Raw genomic sequence first — 17528 nt, forward strand, 5'->3', positions numbered from 1 at the left:
GGTCTGGTCCTTCGGACCATCCCGGAATGACAACAACTAGAAACTCAGTGACGATACGATCCGCACCCGCTGGCCCGGATCGAGCTTCTGCACACCGAGGGCGACGATCTTGGCTCCCTCTTCCACGCCGCCGGTGATGACGACGTCGTTGCTCTCGTAGGATTTCACCGCCACCGGCCTCAAGGTGAGCGCGCCGTTGTCGTCAACGACGTAGAAGGACGGCTTGCCGCCTTCGTTGAACAGCGCCGACAGCGGCAGCCGCGCGACGCGCTCGGTCGCGGCATCCGACAGCGTCAGCGTCGCGGTCATGCCGAGCGCGACCTTGTTGTCGGCCTCGGGCAGCGAGAACTTTGCCAGATAGGTGCGCGTGGCGGGATCGGCCGTCGGCGCGATCTCGCGCAGCCTGGCCGCATACTTCTTGTCCGGCTCGGACCAAAGAGTGACGCTGGCGACGCCCGACTTGGCGCGTCCGACCAGCGTCTCAGGGATCGCGACGACCGCTTCCTTCTCGGCAAAGCGGGCGACGCGGATCGAGGCCTGGCCCGCGGCAACCACCTGGCCGGGCTCGATCAGCGTTGCGGTGACGACGCCGCGGGCGTCGGCAACGAGCGTCGCGTAGGAAAGGGAATTCCGGGTCAGTTCGACCGAGCGCTGAGCCCGATCCAGCCGGGCGCGTGCCTCGTCGGCGGCGGCGCGGCTCGAATCCATCTGCGCGTCGGTGGTCCAGCCTTTGGCCTTGAGGTCCTTGGCGCGCTGCTCGGCGGCGGCGGCCTGGGCCAGCACGCCGGTCGCCGCGGTCTGCTCGGCCTCCGCCTGTTCGGCCTGGAGCTTCAAATCGACCTCGTCAAGGGTGGCGAGCGGCTGGCCCGCCTCGACGGTCTGACCGACTTCGACGAGACGCTTGGCGACCTTGCCGGCGACGCGGAAGCCGAGGTCACTCTCGATCCGGGGCCGGATGGTGCCGACGAAGCTGCGCTCGGGGGTCTCGGCATCATAGTGCGCGGTCGCCACCAGAACCGGCCGCGGCGGCTCGGCCTTTTCAGCGACGGTGTCATTGCACCCGGCCAGGGCGGCGGCCATCAGGGCCAGCGACACACCCGCCAAGAGCCTGGAATAGCTGGACAAAACCGACCGGACGAACATCGAAGGACACTCCTGCATCTCGAATGAGAGGAATGTCGACTAATCACTGATAAAAGTCAATAATCGTCAGTCATCAGGAAAGCGTGATCGTTAAGGGGTGGTAAGGATTGGGAACCACCGCCGCGAAGGTGCCATCAAGGGTGAGCAAAGCGCAGCGTGCCCACCAGACCATTCTGTCGGGGGAGATGGTGGGCACGGCGCGAAGAGCGCCTTTGCCCAGCCTACGAGAGTAACGAAGCTGCGCCTACCGCCCCTGTTCGGCGAACTCGTGCTTGCTCTCGTGGCCGCCGACGAACACCAGAATGCCGGCGATCAGGGGCAGCACGGCGAGCACGAGCAGGCCGGTCGAGGTCTGGCCGGTGGCTTCCTTGACCCAGCCGATCAGATAGGGCCCGCCGAAACCGGCGAGATTGCCGATCGAGTTGATCAGCGCGATCGCGCCGGCCGCCGCGGTGCCTGATAGCCACGAGGTCGGCAAGGTCCAGAACACGCCGAAGACGCAGAACACGCCGATCGCAGCGAAGGTCAGCGCCACCATGGTCATGGTGGGGTCGGTGAGATAGCTGGAGATCGCGAGCGCGACCGCGATCAGGATCATCGGTGCCCCGACATGGAACACCCGCTCGCGCGTCGCATCGGAGTGCCGCGCCCACAGGATCATGGCGATGGTGCCGAACAGATACGGGATCGCAGTGACGAAGCCGGTCTGGGCATTGGTGAGGCCGAACGCCTTGACGATCTGCGGCAACCAGAACTGCATGCCATAGAGCGCACCCACGAAGCCGAAATAGACCAGGCTGAGCGCGATCACCTTGGGTGAAGAAAGCGCTTCGCCGAGCGACAGATGCTTCACCGCCTGCTTGGCCGCGATCTCCGAATCGAGCCTCGCCTTGAGCCATGCCTTCTGCTCGACCGAGAGCCAGTCAGCCTTCTCCGGCCTGTCGGCGAGATAGAACCAGGTGACGATGCCGAGCAGCACGGACGGGATGCCCTCGATGATGAACAGCCACTGCCAGCCCTTCAGCCCCATCATGCCGTCGAGGCCGAGCAAGAGGCCCGAGATCGGCGCGCCGATCACGGTCGAGACCGGCACCGCGATGGCGAAGGCCGCAAGAAAACGGGCGCGATATTCGGCCGGATACCAGTAGGTGAGATAGAGGATGATGCCGGGGAAGAAGCCGGCCTCGGCGACGCCGAGCAGGAAGCGCAGGACATAGAAGCTCGTCACGCCGCTGACCATTGCCATCAGCGCGGAAATGATGCCCCAGGTCACCATGATGCGCGCGATCCAGCGGCTGGCGCCGAACTTCTCCAGCGCAAGATTGCTCGGCACCTCGAAGATGAAATAACCGATGAAGAAGATGCCGGCGCCCCAGGAGAAGATCAGCGGGGTGAACTTCAGCTCCGCATTCATGGTCAGCGCGGCGAAGCCGAGATTGACTCGGTCGAGATAGGAGAAGAAGTAGGCCAGCACCAGGAACGGAATCAGACGCCAGGAGATGGCGCGAATGGTCGACGTTTCGATGTCGCTCTTGCTGGTGCTCTTGGCACCGCCGGCGGGACCGGCATAGGTGGTCTGGCTCATGGCTTCCCCCGGGTTGTTGCTTTTCTAGGGCTGAGTGGCGGTTTTGAGCATCGCGGGCGAAGAGTCAATGGAGCGAGCAATGCGTGGCGCGCAGCCGGATAGACCTGTTGCGCCGCTCAGGATATCGCTGATCCGCGCCGCCCTCGCCGCGATGGTGATCATCAGCGGTTTGTCGCTGCGCTGGTACGGCCTTCCGCTCGGGCTCTCGGCCTTCGTGGTGAAATATGGCGGCTCGCTCCTGTGGGCGACGATGGTGTTCTTGCTGGTCGGGGTTGCGCAGCCACGGCTGACGCGGACGCAGATTGCGGCCATCGCGGTGGTGATTGCGGGCGTCGTGGAATTCTCCCGGCTGGTGCACACGCCATGGCTCGATGCGTTCCGGCTGACCGCGGCCGGCGCGCTGCTGCTCGGGAGAATCTTTTCGCTGTGGAATTTGGCCGCTTACGCGGTCGGGGTTGCCTTCGGCGCTTGGATCGATCGGCTCGTTCAACTGCGGAGGGTGGGGTAGCGCGCGGCTGCGCAGAGCGCCGACCGCTCGGCGCAACCCACCCCTGTTTGTCTTCGCGATGCTGAAGCGGTGGATTGCGCTTCGCTGATCCACCCTGCGAAGACTTCATTCCGCCAATTGAAACCGTTCGAAACGATCGAGTTCGTCCTCGATCTTCCGCTTGAGCTCCTTGCGTCCCGGCGTCTTCTTGCCTTGCCCGACCCAGGTCCATTTCTGCATCAACAGCGCCTTCGCTTGCCGGTCGGTCTTGAGGTCGAGCGCGGCGACGACCTCGTCGCCGACCAGCACGGGCAGCGCGAAGTAGCCGAGCTTGCGCTTGGCTTTCGGCACATAGGCTTCGAACAGGTGGTTGTAGCCGAAGATGAGACTGGTGCGCTTGCGCTGGATGATGAGGGGATCGAACGGCGAAAGAATGTGGACGAGATCGGGCGACGGCCCCTCGCCGCCTGCCTCCAGCGCTGCGGGCGAGACCCAATGCTCCTGCTTGCCGGCGCCCTCGATCGTAACAGGCACGAGCTCGCCGTGGCGGACGCGCGAGGCGATCAGGCGTGCGACCGGCCTCTTGCTCGGCGCGTCGAGATGGCAGATCGAATCGAGACTGACCACGCCCTGCGAGCGCAGCGCGCGGTCGAGCAGATAGGCCGTGATCTCCTTTGCCGATGCCGGCTTCGGCAGCTTGTCCCAGCCGAAATGACGGTTCATCAGCTCATAGGTCTTGAGCATGCCCTGCCGCTCGCTGATGGTGACAGCGCCGGTATAGAAGGCGAGTTGCAGCGCTCGCTTCGACGGCTTGCGGCTCTGCCAGAGGTGCTCCTTCTCGACCAGCACGTCATCCTCGATGTCGCGGATCGTCAGCGGGCCGGCACGCAGCAGTCGCATCACCTTGCGCGTGTCGGCCGGCTTCACCGAAGCGAACCATTTGTGTCCCTCGCGCCGATGCTCTCGCATCGCCGGCAGGAAGAACCGGAAGTCGCGGCTCGGCACGTAGGACAGCGCATGGGTCCAGTATTCGAACACGCTCTTGTCGGCGCTCTGGGCCTGACGCAGATCGGCGCGGCGGTAGGACGGAATCCTGCTGAACAGGATATGGTGATGGCAGCGCTCGATCACATTGATCGTGTCGATCTGCACATAGCCGAGATGAGCAGTCGCGTCGGCGACGGCCTGCGCGCCCTCCCCGAACGGCGCCCGCACGTCGAGCCGCTGGGCATGCAGCCAGATCTGCCGGGCCTGTGTCGTCGAGAGCGGAAGGGGTTTCGGTGCGCGGGGCATTGCGGAATGCAATGTAGCCGGATTCGCGCCGGGAGAAAGAAGAGACCAGTCATGAAAAAGCCGCGCTGCCATCTGCTGACAGCGCGGCCGGAGGATGCGACCGAATCCTACTTTGCCGTCATCGCCTTCTGCGACTTCATGTAGTGCATGCAGGCACTCTTCATCTTGCCATTGCTCATGTCGGTGTTGGCCATGGCCATTTCCTTGTTCGCCGCCATCTTGGCCGGGGTGTCGGGGGTGCCGCCCATCATGGCTGCGGTCTTCATCATGTTGTCCTTGGTGCACGCCATCATCGCGGCGGATGCGGGGGACAGTGAAATCGTGAGCGCGACAAAGGCTGCGGCCGCGAGCAAGATCTTCATCGAAAAGTCTCCTCAAGCAAAAACGAAACCGGCGTCATGCCGGCCTCCGCAATCCCGCATTCTCTCGCGCAGACGTTTCGCGGAGAAGACAATTTTCTTGCTGCACCGCGATGACAGGGAGATCAACGACCGTCTTTCGGCGCCTTCGACCCGAACCAGACCAGAGTGACCTCGGCTCCGCGGTCTCGAATGTGACGAAGATCACATCAGCGCCTTTGAACCTGCCCTAGGCTCGCAGCATCAAATCGCCATCAGGCGTAACAGCGAGGATACGACAATGACCCGTTTTGATAAGTCTTTTGGACTGAAGGCGATCACTCTCTCCGTAGCCCTGTCGATGACGGCGGGCCTGGCTCTGGCCGGCGACAACAAGGTCTCCACCGACAAAATCCTGGAAGCATTGAAGCCCAAGCCGGCAACCCGCGGCCTGTCCGTCGGTCCGCAGATCGACACGACCGCGCAGGACAAGGAAGCGACCTTCCTGAACACGGTGCGCAACCGCTCGACCCGGTCGCTCTCGATGGGCGAGCGCGAGCAGATCGCCGAGCTTGCGGCGACCAAGCCGAAGATCGATCTGGAGATCCAGTTCGATTACAACTCGGCCGACATCGCCAAGACGTCGGTGGCATCGGTGCAGGCGCTCGGCAAGGCCCTGTCCGATCCGGCGCTCAAGGGCTCGACCTTCGTGGTCGCCGGCCACACCGACGCAATCGGCGGCGAAGAGTACAATCAAGGGCTCTCCGAACGGCGCGCCGACACCATCAAGAAGTACCTGGTGCAGAACTACGGCCTCAACGGCACCGATCTCGTCACCGTCGGCTACGGCGAGACCAAGCTGAAGGATGCCGCCAACGGCGCCGACCCGATCAATCGCCGCGTCCAGGTCGTAAACATGGACACCAAGACCGCGGCGAAATAGCTCGCAGTCGTCGCGCACGACACGCCGCTTGCCGCTGCCCCGGCAGGCGGCGATGTCATATCCAGCTTTGGAACAGCATCAGGCGGCCGAAGGTTCGCATGGACGTGCCGACGAAGGCCGCGGAGATCGGCAGCATCACCGCAAAACCGACCGCGGCGACGCCGACATAGGCCCACAGCAGCCAGCGCGACAGCCCCTGCCGGCGCAGCACATAGACCAGAGCCAGCGACGCCGCGGTCGCGGCTGGCAGATAGTAATAGATGAAACCCAGCGTACGCGGCAGCAACGCCCAGGCGAGCCAGGGACCGAAATAGAATGCCGCGATCAGGAAAGCATCCCACCGCCGCGCGATGATGAAATCGCGCAGCACCACGACGAGGGCGAACAGCGCCGGCCACAGCACCAGCGGATTGCCGAGGAAGACGATCGCAGCAACGTTGTCCTCTCCCGTCTTGTCGAACAGGAACCACACCGGGCGCGCGAGCAACGGCCAGGACGGCCATGCGCTCATATAGGTGTGGCCGGCGATTGCCGTCGTGGTGTTGTCAGCGAAGATTCGCCGCTGCGCCTCGATCAAATCCGGCAGCGATACGCCATAGAGCGGGACGAAGGCGGCAAGATAGGCCACCGTCGGCAAGACGGCGAAGCAGAGCGCGACGTGATGCAGCTTCAGGCCGGGCCAAAGCTCCGGCCGATACCAGTCGTCCGGCCTCGCGTCGGCGAACAGCGTACGCCAGCCCTGCATCAGGCGGATCACAGCAACGATGACGATGCAGACGCCAAGCGGAAACAAGCCGCTCCATTTGCAGGCCGCAGCACAGCCGAACAGGCTGCCCGCGAGCGCGAACAGCGCCTGCGGCCGCTCTCGTCGAAACCCATGCATGAAGGCAGCGGTCGCGAGCAGGCCGAAGCCGAGCGCAAAGATGTCGAGCATCGCGATGCGCGCCTGCACGTACAGCATCTGGTTGAGGCCTGCGATCAGCGCCGCGGCGATCGCGGGCCCTTGCGCGGAGAACAGCGCGAGGCCGCATAGATAGATCGCGACGATCGCCAGCGCGCCGAACAATGTCGCGGGATAGCGCCAGCCAAGCGCGTGGTCGCCGAAGGTTGCGATCGATGCCGCCATCAGTTCCTTGGCCAGCGGCGGATGCATCGGATTCAGCATCGGCTGCGACATCGCCGGCTCGAGCATCTGCCGCGCCGCCGGCACGTAATGCACCTCGTCGAAGACGAATTTTTCCGGCGTCGCGAGGCCGATCAGCAGTGCCAGATGGGCAACCAGGAAAATCGCGACAGCAATCACTGCGCTCCGCGACAGTTTTGAAACTGCGAACGATTCAAGCGGCTGTTGTTGAGATGTTTTGCGTGGCAAATCTGCGTCACCGCGGACAAAAATAAAGATCGCGGTCTCATTGAACTCATTCTGCCGCAAGTGTCACTAAGCATAACGCACGTCCCGCGCCGCTTGTGATAATTCCGCCACATCGCAGGCGAGCGCGATCCGGTACGATCAGGGACACATCGATCGGTTGCGAAATGAATTTGCGTTTTTGGCTTTTTCCCATCCTGTCGACGGCCGCATTGTGCGCAGGCTCTTGCGCGCAGGCGCAGACGCGCATCGGCGAAGCCGTCGTGATCCAGAACGAAGTGGTGCGCGTTGCCGCGACCACGACGCCGATCAATGTCGGCGACAGCATGCTGCGCGACGAGACCGTGCGGACCGGCACCGACAGCGCGGCGCGCTTCGTGATGGCCGACAGCACCAATCTGTCGCTCGGGCCGAACGCCACGCTGAAGCTCGACCGCACCGTCTTCAACGACGAGCACAGCTATCGCGACGTCGCGATCCGCATGACCACCGGCGCCTTCCGCTTCGTCACCGGACATTCCGAGAAGACGGCTTACAAGATCACGACGCCGCTTGCGACCATCGGCGTGCGCGGCACCACGCTCGACATCCTCTCGCAGCGCGGCCGCTCCGTCGTCGTGCTTCAGGACGGCGCGGCCAGCGTCTGCACGAGGAGCTCCCAGTGCGTGCAGCTCACCCAGCCCGGCGACACCGCAATCATCACCTCGACCGGCGGCAAGGTGAACATCACCAAGGCCAACACGCCGCCCTGGACCTTCGCCGCCAATTGCGCCGCGAGTGCCGGTTTGTGCGCGGTCAACCAATACGCCGGCCTTTCGCCGAGCATCAAGCCCGCCGTCCAGGACGGCGGCGTGCTGTGCGGGCGTTGACGATGACGAAATTCAACGTCCGGCTCCTTGCCATCACCGGTCTGCTGACGCTTGCCGCTGTGCTTGTGCTGGCCGCATTTGCTCCTGGTCCGGCAACGGCCCAGGAGACTTGCGAAGAATGTTACGAGCCGACGCCTACACCATCGCCGAGCCCTTATCCCTCACCATCGCCGAGCCCGAATCCCGCGCCATCGCCGAGTCCGTATCCGCTGCCAAGTCCGACGCCGACCGGCGCCGACTCCAGCGGCAATTCGATCGGCGGCCTCGCGGGCCAGCGGTTCAACCAGATGATCACCAACCGGGTGCTCGGCACGGTGCTGCTCGGCGTCAACGAGCAGGTCAATTGCGGCGACTGCATCAGCGCATTCGGCTCGGCCGGCTCGTTCTCGGCCGGCATTCACGGCCGCAAGGAGCTGACCAACAATCTGTCGCTGCTCGCCGGCATCGCCTACACGCACTACGACGAGGGCGGCTACAAGATCACCAGCGCACCGATCGGCGCTTTCGCGCTGCGCTATGACTTCACCGATTGGGGATCGTCGCGCCCGTTCTTCGACGTCGGCACGATCCTGACGCCGTGGGAGAAGGCGCGCTACACGCGCAGCTACGACACCAGCCTCGGACCGGTGAGCGTGACGAGTTCGACCAACGCCTCGAACTACGCGGTCTACGGCCGCGCCGGCTGGATCAGCCGCGTGTCGCCGCGCGACGAGGTCGCGGCCTCTATCGAGATCTGGCAGCTCTGGCAGCGCGTGTCCGGCTACAGCGACAATGCGGTGACGTTCAATCCATTCGCCGCCAGCATCGCGACCGGTACCGATCGCACGAGCCTGGTCAAGATCGGCGGCCAGTGGACGCATCTCTACGGCCGCAACATCGAGGCCAATATCAACGGCGGCTGGGTGCAGTCGTTCGCGAGCCACAGCGGCATCGTCGCCACCGTGACCGACCAGGGCGTGGTGGTGCCGACCATGGGCAACCAGGGCTGGTTCGAATATGGCGGCCGGCTTGGTTTCCGGGTGCAGAAAGGCTGGATCGTGGATCTGTTCGCCAACGGCACGCTCGGCCCACAGCCGGTCGGCAACACCATCCACGGCGGTGTGGGGCTGCGGATCAATTATTAGCGGCGCGCAAGGTATCGTAGGGTGGGCAAAGGCGCACTTTCGCCGTGCCCACCATCTGTCGCCGATTGCAAGCGGTGGTGGGCACGCTTCGCTTTGCCCACCCTACCGCACCTCTGTCGCCGTTACGCCGCCGACTTGCCTTCGAACACACGACGCAACGCGTCGACGTCCAGCTTCACCATCTTCATCATCGCCTGCATCGCGCGCGCGGCCGCGGCCTTGTCCGGGCTCGACAGGAACTCGAACATCACTTTCGGCACCACCTGCCAGGCCACGCCCCAGCGATCCCTGAGCCAGCCGCACTGCTCCTCCTTGCCGCCATGGACGAGGAACGCGTTCCAGACGCTGTCGACCTGGGCCTGGTCGTCGCAATGGATCATCAACGAGATCGCGTGAGTGTACTCCATCTTCATGCCGCCGTTGAGCGCGACCAGGGGCTGCCCGGCTACCGTGAATTCGACGACGAGCACGGAGCCTTCCTTGCCGGACGGGCCGTCCGAAACGTTGCGCTGAACGTGCGTGATCGCCGAATTTGGAACGAGCGAGACGTAGAATCTTGCAGCGTTCTCGGCATCGCCGTCGAACCACATGCAGGGCACGAGCTTGGGCATCGTGAAGCCTCCTGTTCAGATCTGCTGGGCTTGGATCAGGCGATCGACATGTCGGGCTGCAGAGGGGCTGCCGCGAGGTCCATCCAGTTCACACCCCACATATGGCCGTCGGGATCCTCGAAGCTGCGGCCGTACATGAAGCTGTATTCGTCCTTCGGGCCGGGATCGGCCACCCCACCCGCCGCCTCGGCCTTGCCGACAATATCGTCGACGTCGCTGCGGCTGTCCGCGGACAGGCAGAACAGCACCTGGTTCGAGGTCTTGGCATCCGCGATCGGCTTCGGCGTGAACTGGCGGAATTTGTCGTGGGTCAGCAGCATGGCGAAAATGGTCTCGGAAAAGACCATGCAGCTCGCGGTGTCGTCGCTGAATTGCGGGTTCTTGACCGCGCCAATGGCCTCATAGAAGGCGGTCGCACGCTTGAGGTCGGTCACCGGCAGGTTGACGAAGATCATCTTGGGCATCGGAGGCTCCTTGGGCGGGGTTCTGCCCAAGGACGGGCGGTCAGGCCGCCATCCGACACCACTTCCAACTATTTTTTGAGCCCAGATCCGGGAGGCCGCCGCACCGACCCCGCGCCCCCTCGAACAGCCTTACTTCTTCTCGTTCGGGTCCCGGTGCACCGGGTCGATCCACAGCACGGTCTCGGGCTTCTCGACCGGCTCGATGTCGAGATTGATCGCCACCGCTTCGCCGTCGCTGCGCACCAGCACGCATTCCAGCACCTCGTCCGGGCTGGCGTTGATCTCCTGGTGCGGCACGTAGGGCGGGACGAAAATGAAGTCGCCGGGGCCGGCCTCCGCGGTGAATTGCAGGCTCTCGCCCCAACGCATCCGCGCCTTTCCCTTGACCACATAGATGACGCTTTCGAGATGGCCGTGATGATGCGCGCCGGTCTTGGCATCCGGCTTGATGCTGACCGTGCCCGCCCACAATTTCTGCGCGCCGACGCGCGCGAAATTGATCGCGGCCGCGCGGTCCATGCCTGCCGTTGAGGGCACGTTGGTATCGAGCTGGTTGCCAGGAATGACGCGCACGCCGTCATGTTTCCAGCGATCATGATCGTGGTCATGGTGGGAATGCGAGTGATCGTGGCCGGTCATGGGAGCTGCCTTCTGTTGGTTCCGTGCGCGGCAAACTAACCAAAGCGGCAGGCGCTAGCCATACCAAAATCGGAACACTGGTAGCTGCCGGACGTTGTCCCGACGAGAGAAATGGAAGGAGCGTTTCATGGGTAGCACGACCGACAAGATCAAAGGTATCGCCAACGAAGCGATGGGCAAGGCCAAGCAGGGCATCGGAGAAGCCACTGGTTCCGATAGCATGAAGGGCGAAGGCGCAGTCCAGGAAGTCAAGGGCAAGGGCCAGCAGGCCGTGGGCGACGCCAAGGACGCTGCAAAGGATGCGATGGATCGCGCCGCTGCCGCGGCAAGGCGCGCGGCGGAGTAGCGCGCTTGGAGCTGAAACGAAAAGACCGGCCGAACGGCCGGTCTTTTTGTTTGCCTTGCTCTCTCCGTCATGGCCGGGCTTGTCCCGGCCATCCACGTCTTTGCACGTGGATCGAAGAACGTGGATGCCCGGGACACGCCCGGGCATGACGACGTCGAGCTACGCCGTCACTTCACCGCGAGCAATTCGACGTCGAACATCAGCGTCGCGTTCGGCGGGATCACGCCGCCGGCACCGCGGGCGCCGTAGCCGAGCTGCGGCGGAATGATCAGCGTGCGCTTGCCGCCGACCTTCATCGAGGCAACGCCCTCGTCCCAGCCGGCGATGACGCGGCCCTTGCCGATCGGAAATTCGAACGGCTCCTTGCGGTCGACAGAGGAGTCGAATTTCTTGCCCTTCTGGCCGTTCTCGTAGAGCCAGCCCGTATAGTGCATCACGCAGATCTGACCGGGCTGCGGCGAAGCACCGGTGCCGACGGTGGTGTCGATGATCTGCAAGCCTGAAGCTGTGGTCATGGTCTTTCCTGCGGTCTGGGCCGAGGCCGTGGTGGAAACGAAATGCGACACACTGGCGATCACGGTGAGCGCGAGTGCCGACATCAGGGCGAGGAGCATGCGCTGAAAACGCTGCATAGGGCACCTTCCGTTTGAGGCGGGAGGTGTCTAACTCAACGCCGTCGCCGTTTCCACCCCTCAGACCTCGATATTTTCGAGCCGTACCGGCAGCTTACGGATGCGCTGGCCGGTGGCGTGATAGATCGCGCTGAAGGACCAGAAAGGGCGGCACGGCAAAAGCCGCGCCGCCCTTCGTCAACTCTTCCTGATCTCGCGCGCGGACCCGCGCACGAATTCAATAGCCGAGCGCGCAGCCATCCTTGCGCGGATCGGAGCCGCCGGTGAGCGTGCCCTTGTCCCAGTCGATCCAGATCGCCTGAGCGCCGCCGAGCGGGCCGACCACGCTGGCGGTCTTGTGGCCAAGCTTCTTCAAGCCTTCGACGATCGCGGCCGGCACGCTGTCCTCGAGTTGATACTGGCCCTCGTAGTGCAGGCCGCGCGGCATGTCGATCGCCTCCTGCACGTCGCAGCCGTAGTCGAGGATGTTGGTCAAGACATGGGTCTGGCCGGTCGGCTGATACTGACCGCCCATCACGGCGAACGACATCGTGGAACGACCACCCTTGGTCAGCAGGCCCGGCATGATCGTGTGCAGCGGGCGCTTGCCGCCTTCGATGCAGTTGGGATGGCCGGGCTGGATCCGGAAGCCGCCGGCGCGGTTCTGGAACAGCACGCCGCTCTTGTTGGAGACGATGGCCGAACCGAAGGAATGCGCGACCGAGTTGATGAACGAGCAGACGTTGCGGTCCTTGTCCACCACCGTGATGTAGATGGTCGAAGGGTTCATCGGCGGCGCGACATTCGGCAGGTCGAGCATGCCGTCCATTCGGATCTTGCTGATGTACTCGTCGGCAAAGCCCTTCTCGAGCATCTCGGCGACGTTGATCTTCATGTGCTCGGGAGATGCGACATGCATCTCCCGGTTCATGTAGGCGATGCGCGCGGCCTCCGCCTCGAGATGGAAACGCTCGACGCTGACGGGCGCGTACTTGGTCAGATCGAAGCGCGACAGGATGTTGAGCATCAAGAGCGCGGTGACGCCGGGGCCGTTCGGCGGGCACTGCCAGAAGTCATAGCCCTTGTACATGGTGCCGATGGGCGTGGTCACTTCCGTCGTGTGCGCGGCGAAATCGTCGAGCGTGTGCAGGCCGCCGATCGAACGCAGGGTCTCGACCATGTCCTCCGCGATCGGGCCCTTGTAGAAGGCGTCGCGGCCATCCTTGGCGATCGCGCGCAGCGTCTTGCCGAGCTCGGCCTGGCGAATGACGTCACCGGCCACCGGCGGTTTGCCGCCCGGCAACAGATAGCGCACGGTGTTGGTGCCACCCTTCAGCTTCTCGAACTGGTTCTTCCAGTCGAAGGCGATGCGCGGCGCGACGACATAGCCCTCCTCCGCCGCCTTGATCGCGGGCTGGAGCAGCCGGTCGAAACCGAGCTTGCCGTGATCGCGCAGCACGGTGGCGAAGGCGTCGATCACGCCGGGGATCGACACCGCATGCGCGGAGGTCAGCGGCACGGAGTTGATCTTGCGCTCGAGATACCAGTCGGCGTTCGCCGCCTTCGGCGCGCGGCCGGAGCCGTTATAGGCGACGATCTTGCCCTCGCCGCGCGGCTGGATCAGCGCGAAACAGTCGCCGCCGATACCGGTCGATTGCGGCTCGATCACGCCGAGCAGGGCAGAGCCGGCAACGGCCGCATCCACCGCGGTGCCCCCCTCGCGCAGCACCTCGATCGCCGCGAGCGAGGCCTGCGGGTGCGAGGTCGCAACCATCGCGTTGGTGGCGTGGACCGTGGACCTGCCGGGGAAATGGAAGTTTCTCATCGAATGTCTTGCTCTCTTGGCCGTCGACGCGGGTGGCGCGCCTATCTCGAAAACCGGGTCTACATGACACATTCCCGCCCAGCGGGGCAATGCTGGCATACCAGGAAAATGGCTGCCATCCGCTGGGCGTATGGACCTTTCGGCGCCGGCCGCCATGCGGGTTTTCCGGATGGCTGCCGCCTGCTAAACGAGCCGCCATGTCTGATCCGAATTCGGCTACCAAGGTCGCGGCCTTCTATCAATTCATCGCCCTCCCGGACTACCGCGAGCTGCGCGAGCCGTTGCGCGCGTTCTGCGCCGGCCTTGGGCTGAAGGGCAGCGTGTTGCTGGCGCAGGAAGGCATCAACGGCACGGTCGCCGGCGCGCCGGAGGCGATCGACGCCCTCGCTTACGAGATGGCGCACGGCGACATGTTCGGCGGCAGGCTCGACAATCTCGAATTGAAGTTCTCGACTGCGGAAGCGATGCCGTTCGGGCGGCTCAAGGTGCGGCTCAAGAACGAGATCGTCACGCTCGGTGACGAGACAGCCGATCCGACCCGCCGGGTCGGCACCTACGTCGATGCCGCCGAGTGGAATGCGCTGATTGCGACGCCCGACATGCTGCTGCTCGACACCCGCAACGCCTTCGAAGTCGCCATGGGGACGTTCGAGGGCGCGATCGACCCCGGCATCAAGAGCTTTGGCCAGTTCAAGGATTTCGCCGCAGCCCGCCTCGATCCGGCAAGGCACCGCAGGATCGCGATGTTCTGCACCGGCGGCATCCGCTGCGAGAAGGCGAGCGCGCATCTGCTCGCGCGCGGCTTTGCCGAGGTCTATCACCTCAAGGGCGGCATCCTCAAATATCTCGAGGAGATACCGGAGGCCGAGAGCCGCTGGCGCGGCGACTGCTTCGTGTTCGACGAACGCGTCGCGCTCGGCCACGGTCTGCGCGAACGGAACAAGGACGTAACGCGTGACGAATGAGATCAAGAGTCTGGGCGAGCGCATCGACACGCTGGAGACGCGCCTTGCCTATCAGGACGACACGATCGAGACGCTGAACCAGACCATTACGGCGCAGTGGAAGCAGATCGATCTGCTGACGCGGAAGATCGCAGAACTCGGCGAGCGGCTGCGGGAGGCGGAAGCCAATGCGCCTGGACCCGCCAACGAGCCTCCGCCGCATTATTGAGCCGTCTCACTGGCCGGACGCCTTGGGCAGCAGGTTCACGACCTCGCCGGACATCATCAGGCGGTCGCGGCCTGCGTCCTTGGCGGCGTAGAGCGCACGGTCGGCAGCTTCGACCAGCGAGGCCACCCCCGCCGTGCGTTCCAGCGCTGGCCGGCAGGTCGCGCCGCCGACCGAGGCGGTGACGCATCCAGCCGCCAGATTGGTGGAATGAACCAGTCCGGCCGCGTGAATGGCGCTGCGGATCCGCTCGCCGATCAGGGCGCAACCGGCGGCGTCGATATTCGGCAGCAGTATGGCGAATTCCTCCCCGCCGTAGCGCGCCGCCAGATCGCCGGCGCGCTGCGCTTCGGCCGCGATGATCCCAGCGATCAAGCGCAGGCAGGCATCGCCCGCGGGATGGCCGTATTCGTCGTTGTAGGCCTTGAAGTGGTCCACGTCGATCATCAGCAAGGCGAGGCTGGAGCGATCGCGATAGGCACGAGCCCATTCCTCCTTCAGCCGCTCGTCGAAGCCACGGCGATTGGCAAGGCCGGTGAGGCTGTCCTCGATCGCAAGCGTCTCCAGCCTGGTTTCCAGCTTCTTGTGCTCGGTGATGTCGCGGGAGATCGCGACCACGCCGTCGACGCGGCCATTGTCCTTGCGCGTCACCTGCATGGTCGATTCGAGCCAGATTTCGCCGTTCTGCCGGTGCGAGTTGCGGTAGATGAGACGCGCCTCCTCCTTCTCGCCACGCTTCATGGCGTCGACGATCGCCTGGACCTCCGGCAGATCCTCCGGATTGATACCCGCAAGAGCCGGCGTGCCGATCAGCTGATTGGGGCGCCAGCCGACGATACGGACCGACGAGGGCGAGACATAGCGCAGCCGCTCGTCGAGCCCGATGCGCGTCACCATGTCGCTGGAGCCTTCGGCGAGCAGGCGGAAATGCGCTTCCTTCTCGACCAGGGCGGCCGCCATGCGCTGTCCGCGCTGCAACTGCCGCACCAGCACCGCGCCGATGATCGCGATCAGCATGACCAGCGCAACCGCGTAGAGCATGCGAGAGATTGCCGCAGCGCGCCAGGGCGCGAGCAACTCGTCCTTGTCGACGGTGACGAGCAGGAGAAGCGGAAAACGGCTGCTGCGATTGAAGACGCTGACGCGTTCGGCACCGTCCAGCGGCGACTTGAAATGATAGGTGCCGCTCGGCCGTTGCAGGCTCGGCTCGCGGAACAGCGGCTTGTCGGCAACATTGTGTCCGACGAACTCTTCGTCGTTCGGGGCACGCGCGACGATCAGGCCGTCGCCATGCGTAAGCGTTACCGAGCTGTTGCGGCCGATCTCGAATTGCTCGTAGAAATGCGAAAGATATTTTGAGCTGATGGTCGCAAGCACCACGCCGCCGAAGCTGCCGTCCGGCTTGTTGAAGCGGCGTGACAGCGTGACGACCCATTCGCCATCCAGGAGGCTCTTCACGGGACGGCCGACATGGGGCTCTCGTTTCGGAGACAGCTGGTGATGACGGAAGAACGCGTCGTCGCTGAAGGTCGAGCTGACCGTGCCGGACGAGGTCAGCCAGTTGCCCTGATCATCGATGATGGCAAGGCTGTGGATCCGCGGGATCGCCTTCTCGCGCACATCCAGCAGCGTGCGCAGCTTGGCGATCGTGGCGGACCCGGCACCGTCCATCTCCAACCGGCTGACCACGCCAACGACGCCGGAATCCAGGAGATCGAGGCTGTCCTCGGCATGCTGAATCTGCGAACGGGCGACGTTCGCCATCTCCGTCTCGGCGCCCTTGAGCACCGCCTCACGTGCCGCCCACTCGCGCCATCCGCTGACGCCGAGGATGGTCGCGCAGGTCAGCGCGACGAAGGCCGCCGCGCGTAGCGGGAGGCGGCTCCATCCAGTTCGTTGGGTAGCGCTCATGCGGCAGGGTCCTCCGATCGTTCGGAAACTCTGCCGCTTCTGTTATTGAATCCTGAAATCCCTACCGGGATACGTGGCGATCTCCCCGTTTCCAGTAGTCCTACGGACGCAACGATCGGCGCATCGCTAACAAGACATTAGCAAGCCTGTCGGAATCCGGCGCGCCCGACGCCGCTAGCTGAAGATGGCCTTAACCTTGTCCCAGAGCGAGGGATGCTCGGCATCCGCATCGGCCTTCGAGGGTGTCGGCTGCGCGGCGCTCACGGGATCGGAAGCCGGGAACGTATCCTTCAGCCCGGCGTCGAGCCTGGCGTTGCGGTCGGCGGCGAGCGCCTCGCGCAGGTCTTCGGCGTGCTTGTCGTGCGGGGCGGGATTGAATGTCTCAGCCATGAACTCCTCCTCCATTGGCTGATCAACGCGGCCCGATTGCGCAGGTTCCCCTGTTCCGCTGAGGGCCGCGGCGGTGTATCAGGTGCCATAACCTTCTTCAGGACCATTCGTGCCCCAGTCTGAAAAAAAGCCTTTCATCGACGTCCTCTCCGGCCAGCGGCAGACCATCCCGCCTCTGTGGATGATGCGCCAGGCCGGGCGCTACCTTCCGGAATATCGCGAGGTGCGCGCCAAGGCCGGCGGCTTTCTCGATCTCTGCTTCGACCCGGAGCTTGCCGCCGAGGTGACGCTGCAACCGATCCGCAGGTTCGGCTTCGACGCGGCGATCATCTTCTCGGACATTCTGGTGATCCCCCATGCGCTCGGACGTTCGGTGCGGTTCGAGGTCGGCGAGGGCCCGCGGCTCGAGC

Annotated in this window: 20 protein-coding genes; 8 read left to right on the top strand and 12 right to left on the bottom strand. The window is 64.3% G+C overall.

All coding sequences use genetic code 11. The annotated features are described in order from the left end of the window. Nucleotides 1-36: 36 nt before the first annotated feature. On the bottom strand, nt 37-1143 hold the full coding sequence (locus tag IC50_RS02415) for an efflux RND transporter periplasmic adaptor subunit (protein ID WP_035699991.1): 1107 nt from the start codon (nt 1141-1143) through the stop codon (nt 37-39). 244 nt (nt 1144-1387) lie between these two features. Continuing rightward, nucleotides 1388-2728, bottom strand: coding sequence for an MFS transporter (locus tag IC50_RS02420; protein WP_035699993.1), 1341 nt, complete (start codon nt 2726-2728; stop codon nt 1388-1390). Between the two features lie 79 nt (nt 2729-2807). On the opposite strand from IC50_RS02420, the gene IC50_RS02425 reads away from it, so the two are divergent. Next, nucleotides 2808-3236, top strand: coding sequence for a DUF2809 domain-containing protein (locus tag IC50_RS02425; RefSeq protein WP_035699995.1), 429 nt, complete (start codon nt 2808-2810; stop codon nt 3234-3236). A gap of 105 nt (nt 3237-3341) precedes the next feature. On the opposite strand, the gene IC50_RS02430 is transcribed toward IC50_RS02425, so the two are convergent. Together IC50_RS02430 and IC50_RS02435 are read right to left on the bottom strand one after the other, a co-directional pair. Next, on the bottom strand, nt 3342-4508 hold the full coding sequence (locus IC50_RS02430; protein ID WP_035699996.1) for a winged helix-turn-helix domain-containing protein: 1167 nt from the start codon (nt 4506-4508) through the stop codon (nt 3342-3344). A 107-nt stretch (nt 4509-4615) separates the two neighbouring features. Continuing rightward, nucleotides 4616-4870 carry a hypothetical protein gene (locus IC50_RS02435; protein ID WP_035699998.1) on the bottom strand — a complete coding sequence of 85 codons (255 nt, stop codon included), beginning with the start codon at nt 4868-4870 and terminating at the stop codon, nt 4616-4618. Between the two features lie 277 nt (nt 4871-5147). Here IC50_RS02435 and IC50_RS02440 point away from each other — a divergent pair, with 277 nt between their 5' ends. Beyond that, nucleotides 5148-5789, top strand: a complete 642-nt coding sequence (locus IC50_RS02440) for an OmpA family protein (protein WP_035700000.1) — start codon at nt 5148-5150, stop codon at nt 5787-5789. 55 nt (nt 5790-5844) lie between these two features. Here the strand turns inward: IC50_RS02440 and IC50_RS02445 are convergent, their stop codons facing one another. After that, a complete protein-coding gene (locus IC50_RS02445) occupies nt 5845-7161 on the bottom strand; it encodes a phospholipid carrier-dependent glycosyltransferase (RefSeq protein WP_050990855.1) in 1317 nt (438 codons plus the stop codon). A gap of 164 nt (nt 7162-7325) precedes the next feature. Here IC50_RS02445 and IC50_RS02450 point away from each other — a divergent pair, with 164 nt between their 5' ends. Next, nucleotides 7326-8027, top strand: a complete 702-nt coding sequence (locus IC50_RS02450) for a FecR family protein (RefSeq protein WP_035700002.1) — start codon at nt 7326-7328, stop codon at nt 8025-8027. A 2-nt stretch (nt 8028-8029) separates the two neighbouring features. Continuing rightward, nucleotides 8030-9151, top strand: coding sequence for a hypothetical protein (locus IC50_RS02455; RefSeq protein ID WP_035700004.1), 1122 nt, complete (start codon nt 8030-8032; stop codon nt 9149-9151). 122 nt (nt 9152-9273) lie between these two features. Here the strand turns inward: IC50_RS02455 and IC50_RS02460 are convergent, their stop codons facing one another. The 3 genes from IC50_RS02460 to IC50_RS02470 all read right to left on the bottom strand — a co-directional run bounded on the left by IC50_RS02460 (nt 9274) and on the right by IC50_RS02470 (nt 10865). After that, entirely contained in the window at nt 9274-9762 is a 489-nt protein-coding gene (locus tag IC50_RS02460) for a VOC family protein (RefSeq protein WP_035700005.1), read from the bottom strand. Nucleotides 9763-9797: 35 nt separating this feature from the next. Further along, entirely contained in the window at nt 9798-10226 is a 429-nt protein-coding gene (locus tag IC50_RS02465; protein WP_035700006.1) for a VOC family protein, read from the bottom strand. Between the two features lie 129 nt (nt 10227-10355). Beyond that, nucleotides 10356-10865, bottom strand: coding sequence for a cupin domain-containing protein (locus IC50_RS02470; RefSeq protein ID WP_024341406.1), 510 nt, complete (start codon nt 10863-10865; stop codon nt 10356-10358). Nucleotides 10866-10992: 127 nt separating this feature from the next. On the opposite strand from IC50_RS02470, the gene IC50_RS02475 reads away from it, so the two are divergent. Further along, nucleotides 10993-11211 carry a CsbD family protein gene (locus IC50_RS02475; protein WP_035700007.1) on the top strand — a complete coding sequence of 73 codons (219 nt, stop codon included), beginning with the start codon at nt 10993-10995 and terminating at the stop codon, nt 11209-11211. A 167-nt stretch (nt 11212-11378) separates the two neighbouring features. Here the strand turns inward: IC50_RS02475 and IC50_RS02480 are convergent, their stop codons facing one another. After that, complete coding sequence (locus IC50_RS02480; protein WP_035700008.1) at nt 11379-11843, bottom strand: FKBP-type peptidyl-prolyl cis-trans isomerase; 465 nt, start codon at nt 11841-11843, stop codon at nt 11379-11381. Between the two features lie 217 nt (nt 11844-12060). Beyond that, on the bottom strand, nt 12061-13647 hold the full coding sequence (ggt, locus tag IC50_RS02485; RefSeq protein WP_035700009.1) for a gamma-glutamyltransferase: 1587 nt from the start codon (nt 13645-13647) through the stop codon (nt 12061-12063). 197 nt (nt 13648-13844) lie between these two features. Here ggt and trhO point away from each other — a divergent pair, with 197 nt between their 5' ends. Together trhO and IC50_RS02495 are read left to right on the top strand one after the other, a co-directional pair. Then, on the top strand, nt 13845-14612 hold the full coding sequence (gene trhO, locus IC50_RS02490; protein ID WP_035700011.1) for an oxygen-dependent tRNA uridine(34) hydroxylase TrhO: 768 nt from the start codon (nt 13845-13847) through the stop codon (nt 14610-14612). Next, on the top strand, nt 14602-14820 hold the full coding sequence (locus IC50_RS02495; protein ID WP_035700013.1) for a SlyX family protein: 219 nt from the start codon (nt 14602-14604) through the stop codon (nt 14818-14820). Before trhO ends, IC50_RS02495 begins: the two co-directional genes overlap by 11 nt. A 6-nt stretch (nt 14821-14826) precedes the next feature. On the opposite strand, the gene IC50_RS02500 is transcribed toward IC50_RS02495, so the two are convergent. Both IC50_RS02500 and IC50_RS02505 read right to left on the bottom strand, forming a co-directional pair. After that, nucleotides 14827-16728, bottom strand: a complete 1902-nt coding sequence (locus IC50_RS02500; RefSeq protein WP_035700014.1) for a diguanylate cyclase — start codon at nt 16726-16728, stop codon at nt 14827-14829. Between the two features lie 174 nt (nt 16729-16902). Beyond that, entirely contained in the window at nt 16903-17118 is a 216-nt protein-coding gene (locus tag IC50_RS02505; protein ID WP_035700023.1) for a hypothetical protein, read from the bottom strand. A gap of 109 nt (nt 17119-17227) precedes the next feature. On the opposite strand from IC50_RS02505, the gene IC50_RS02510 reads away from it, so the two are divergent. Further along, a partial coding sequence (locus IC50_RS02510) for a uroporphyrinogen decarboxylase family protein (RefSeq protein WP_277996234.1) occupies nt 17228-17528 on the top strand: 301 nt, incomplete at its 3' end.

It is taken from the genome of Bradyrhizobium genomosp. I (2014) (genome assembly GCF_000261685.1).
Lineage (GTDB): Bacteria > Pseudomonadota > Alphaproteobacteria > Rhizobiales > Xanthobacteraceae > Bradyrhizobium.

Coding starts and splice junctions, on each gene's coding strand:
- IC50_RS02425 (WP_035699995.1), top strand. CDS start 2,808: ATGCGTGGCGCGCAGCCGGATAGACCTGTTGCGCCGCTCAGGATATCG.
- IC50_RS02415 (WP_035699991.1), bottom strand. CDS start 1,143: ATGTTCGTCCGGTCGGTTTTGTCCAGCTATTCCAGGCTCTTGGCGGGT.
- IC50_RS02500 (WP_035700014.1), bottom strand. CDS start 16,728: ATGAGCGCTACCCAACGAACTGGATGGAGCCGCCTCCCGCTACGCGCG.
- IC50_RS02470 (WP_024341406.1), bottom strand. CDS start 10,865: ATGACCGGCCACGATCACTCGCATTCCCACCATGACCACGATCATGAT.
- trhO (WP_035700011.1), top strand. CDS start 13,845: ATGTCTGATCCGAATTCGGCTACCAAGGTCGCGGCCTTCTATCAATTC.
- ggt (WP_035700009.1), bottom strand. CDS start 13,647: ATGAGAAACTTCCATTTCCCCGGCAGGTCCACGGTCCACGCCACCAAC.
- IC50_RS02435 (WP_035699998.1), bottom strand. CDS start 4,870: ATGAAGATCTTGCTCGCGGCCGCAGCCTTTGTCGCGCTCACGATTTCA.
- IC50_RS02465 (WP_035700006.1), bottom strand. CDS start 10,226: ATGCCCAAGATGATCTTCGTCAACCTGCCGGTGACCGACCTCAAGCGT.
- IC50_RS02480 (WP_035700008.1), bottom strand. CDS start 11,843: ATGCAGCGTTTTCAGCGCATGCTCCTCGCCCTGATGTCGGCACTCGCG.
- IC50_RS02440 (WP_035700000.1), top strand. CDS start 5,148: ATGACCCGTTTTGATAAGTCTTTTGGACTGAAGGCGATCACTCTCTCC.
- IC50_RS02420 (WP_035699993.1), bottom strand. CDS start 2,728: ATGAGCCAGACCACCTATGCCGGTCCCGCCGGCGGTGCCAAGAGCACC.
- IC50_RS02460 (WP_035700005.1), bottom strand. CDS start 9,762: ATGCCCAAGCTCGTGCCCTGCATGTGGTTCGACGGCGATGCCGAGAAC.
- IC50_RS02450 (WP_035700002.1), top strand. CDS start 7,326: ATGAATTTGCGTTTTTGGCTTTTTCCCATCCTGTCGACGGCCGCATTG.
- IC50_RS02475 (WP_035700007.1), top strand. CDS start 10,993: ATGGGTAGCACGACCGACAAGATCAAAGGTATCGCCAACGAAGCGATG.
- IC50_RS02505 (WP_035700023.1), bottom strand. CDS start 17,118: ATGGCTGAGACATTCAATCCCGCCCCGCACGACAAGCACGCCGAAGAC.
- IC50_RS02430 (WP_035699996.1), bottom strand. CDS start 4,508: ATGCCCCGCGCACCGAAACCCCTTCCGCTCTCGACGACACAGGCCCGG.
- IC50_RS02455 (WP_035700004.1), top strand. CDS start 8,030: ATGACGAAATTCAACGTCCGGCTCCTTGCCATCACCGGTCTGCTGACG.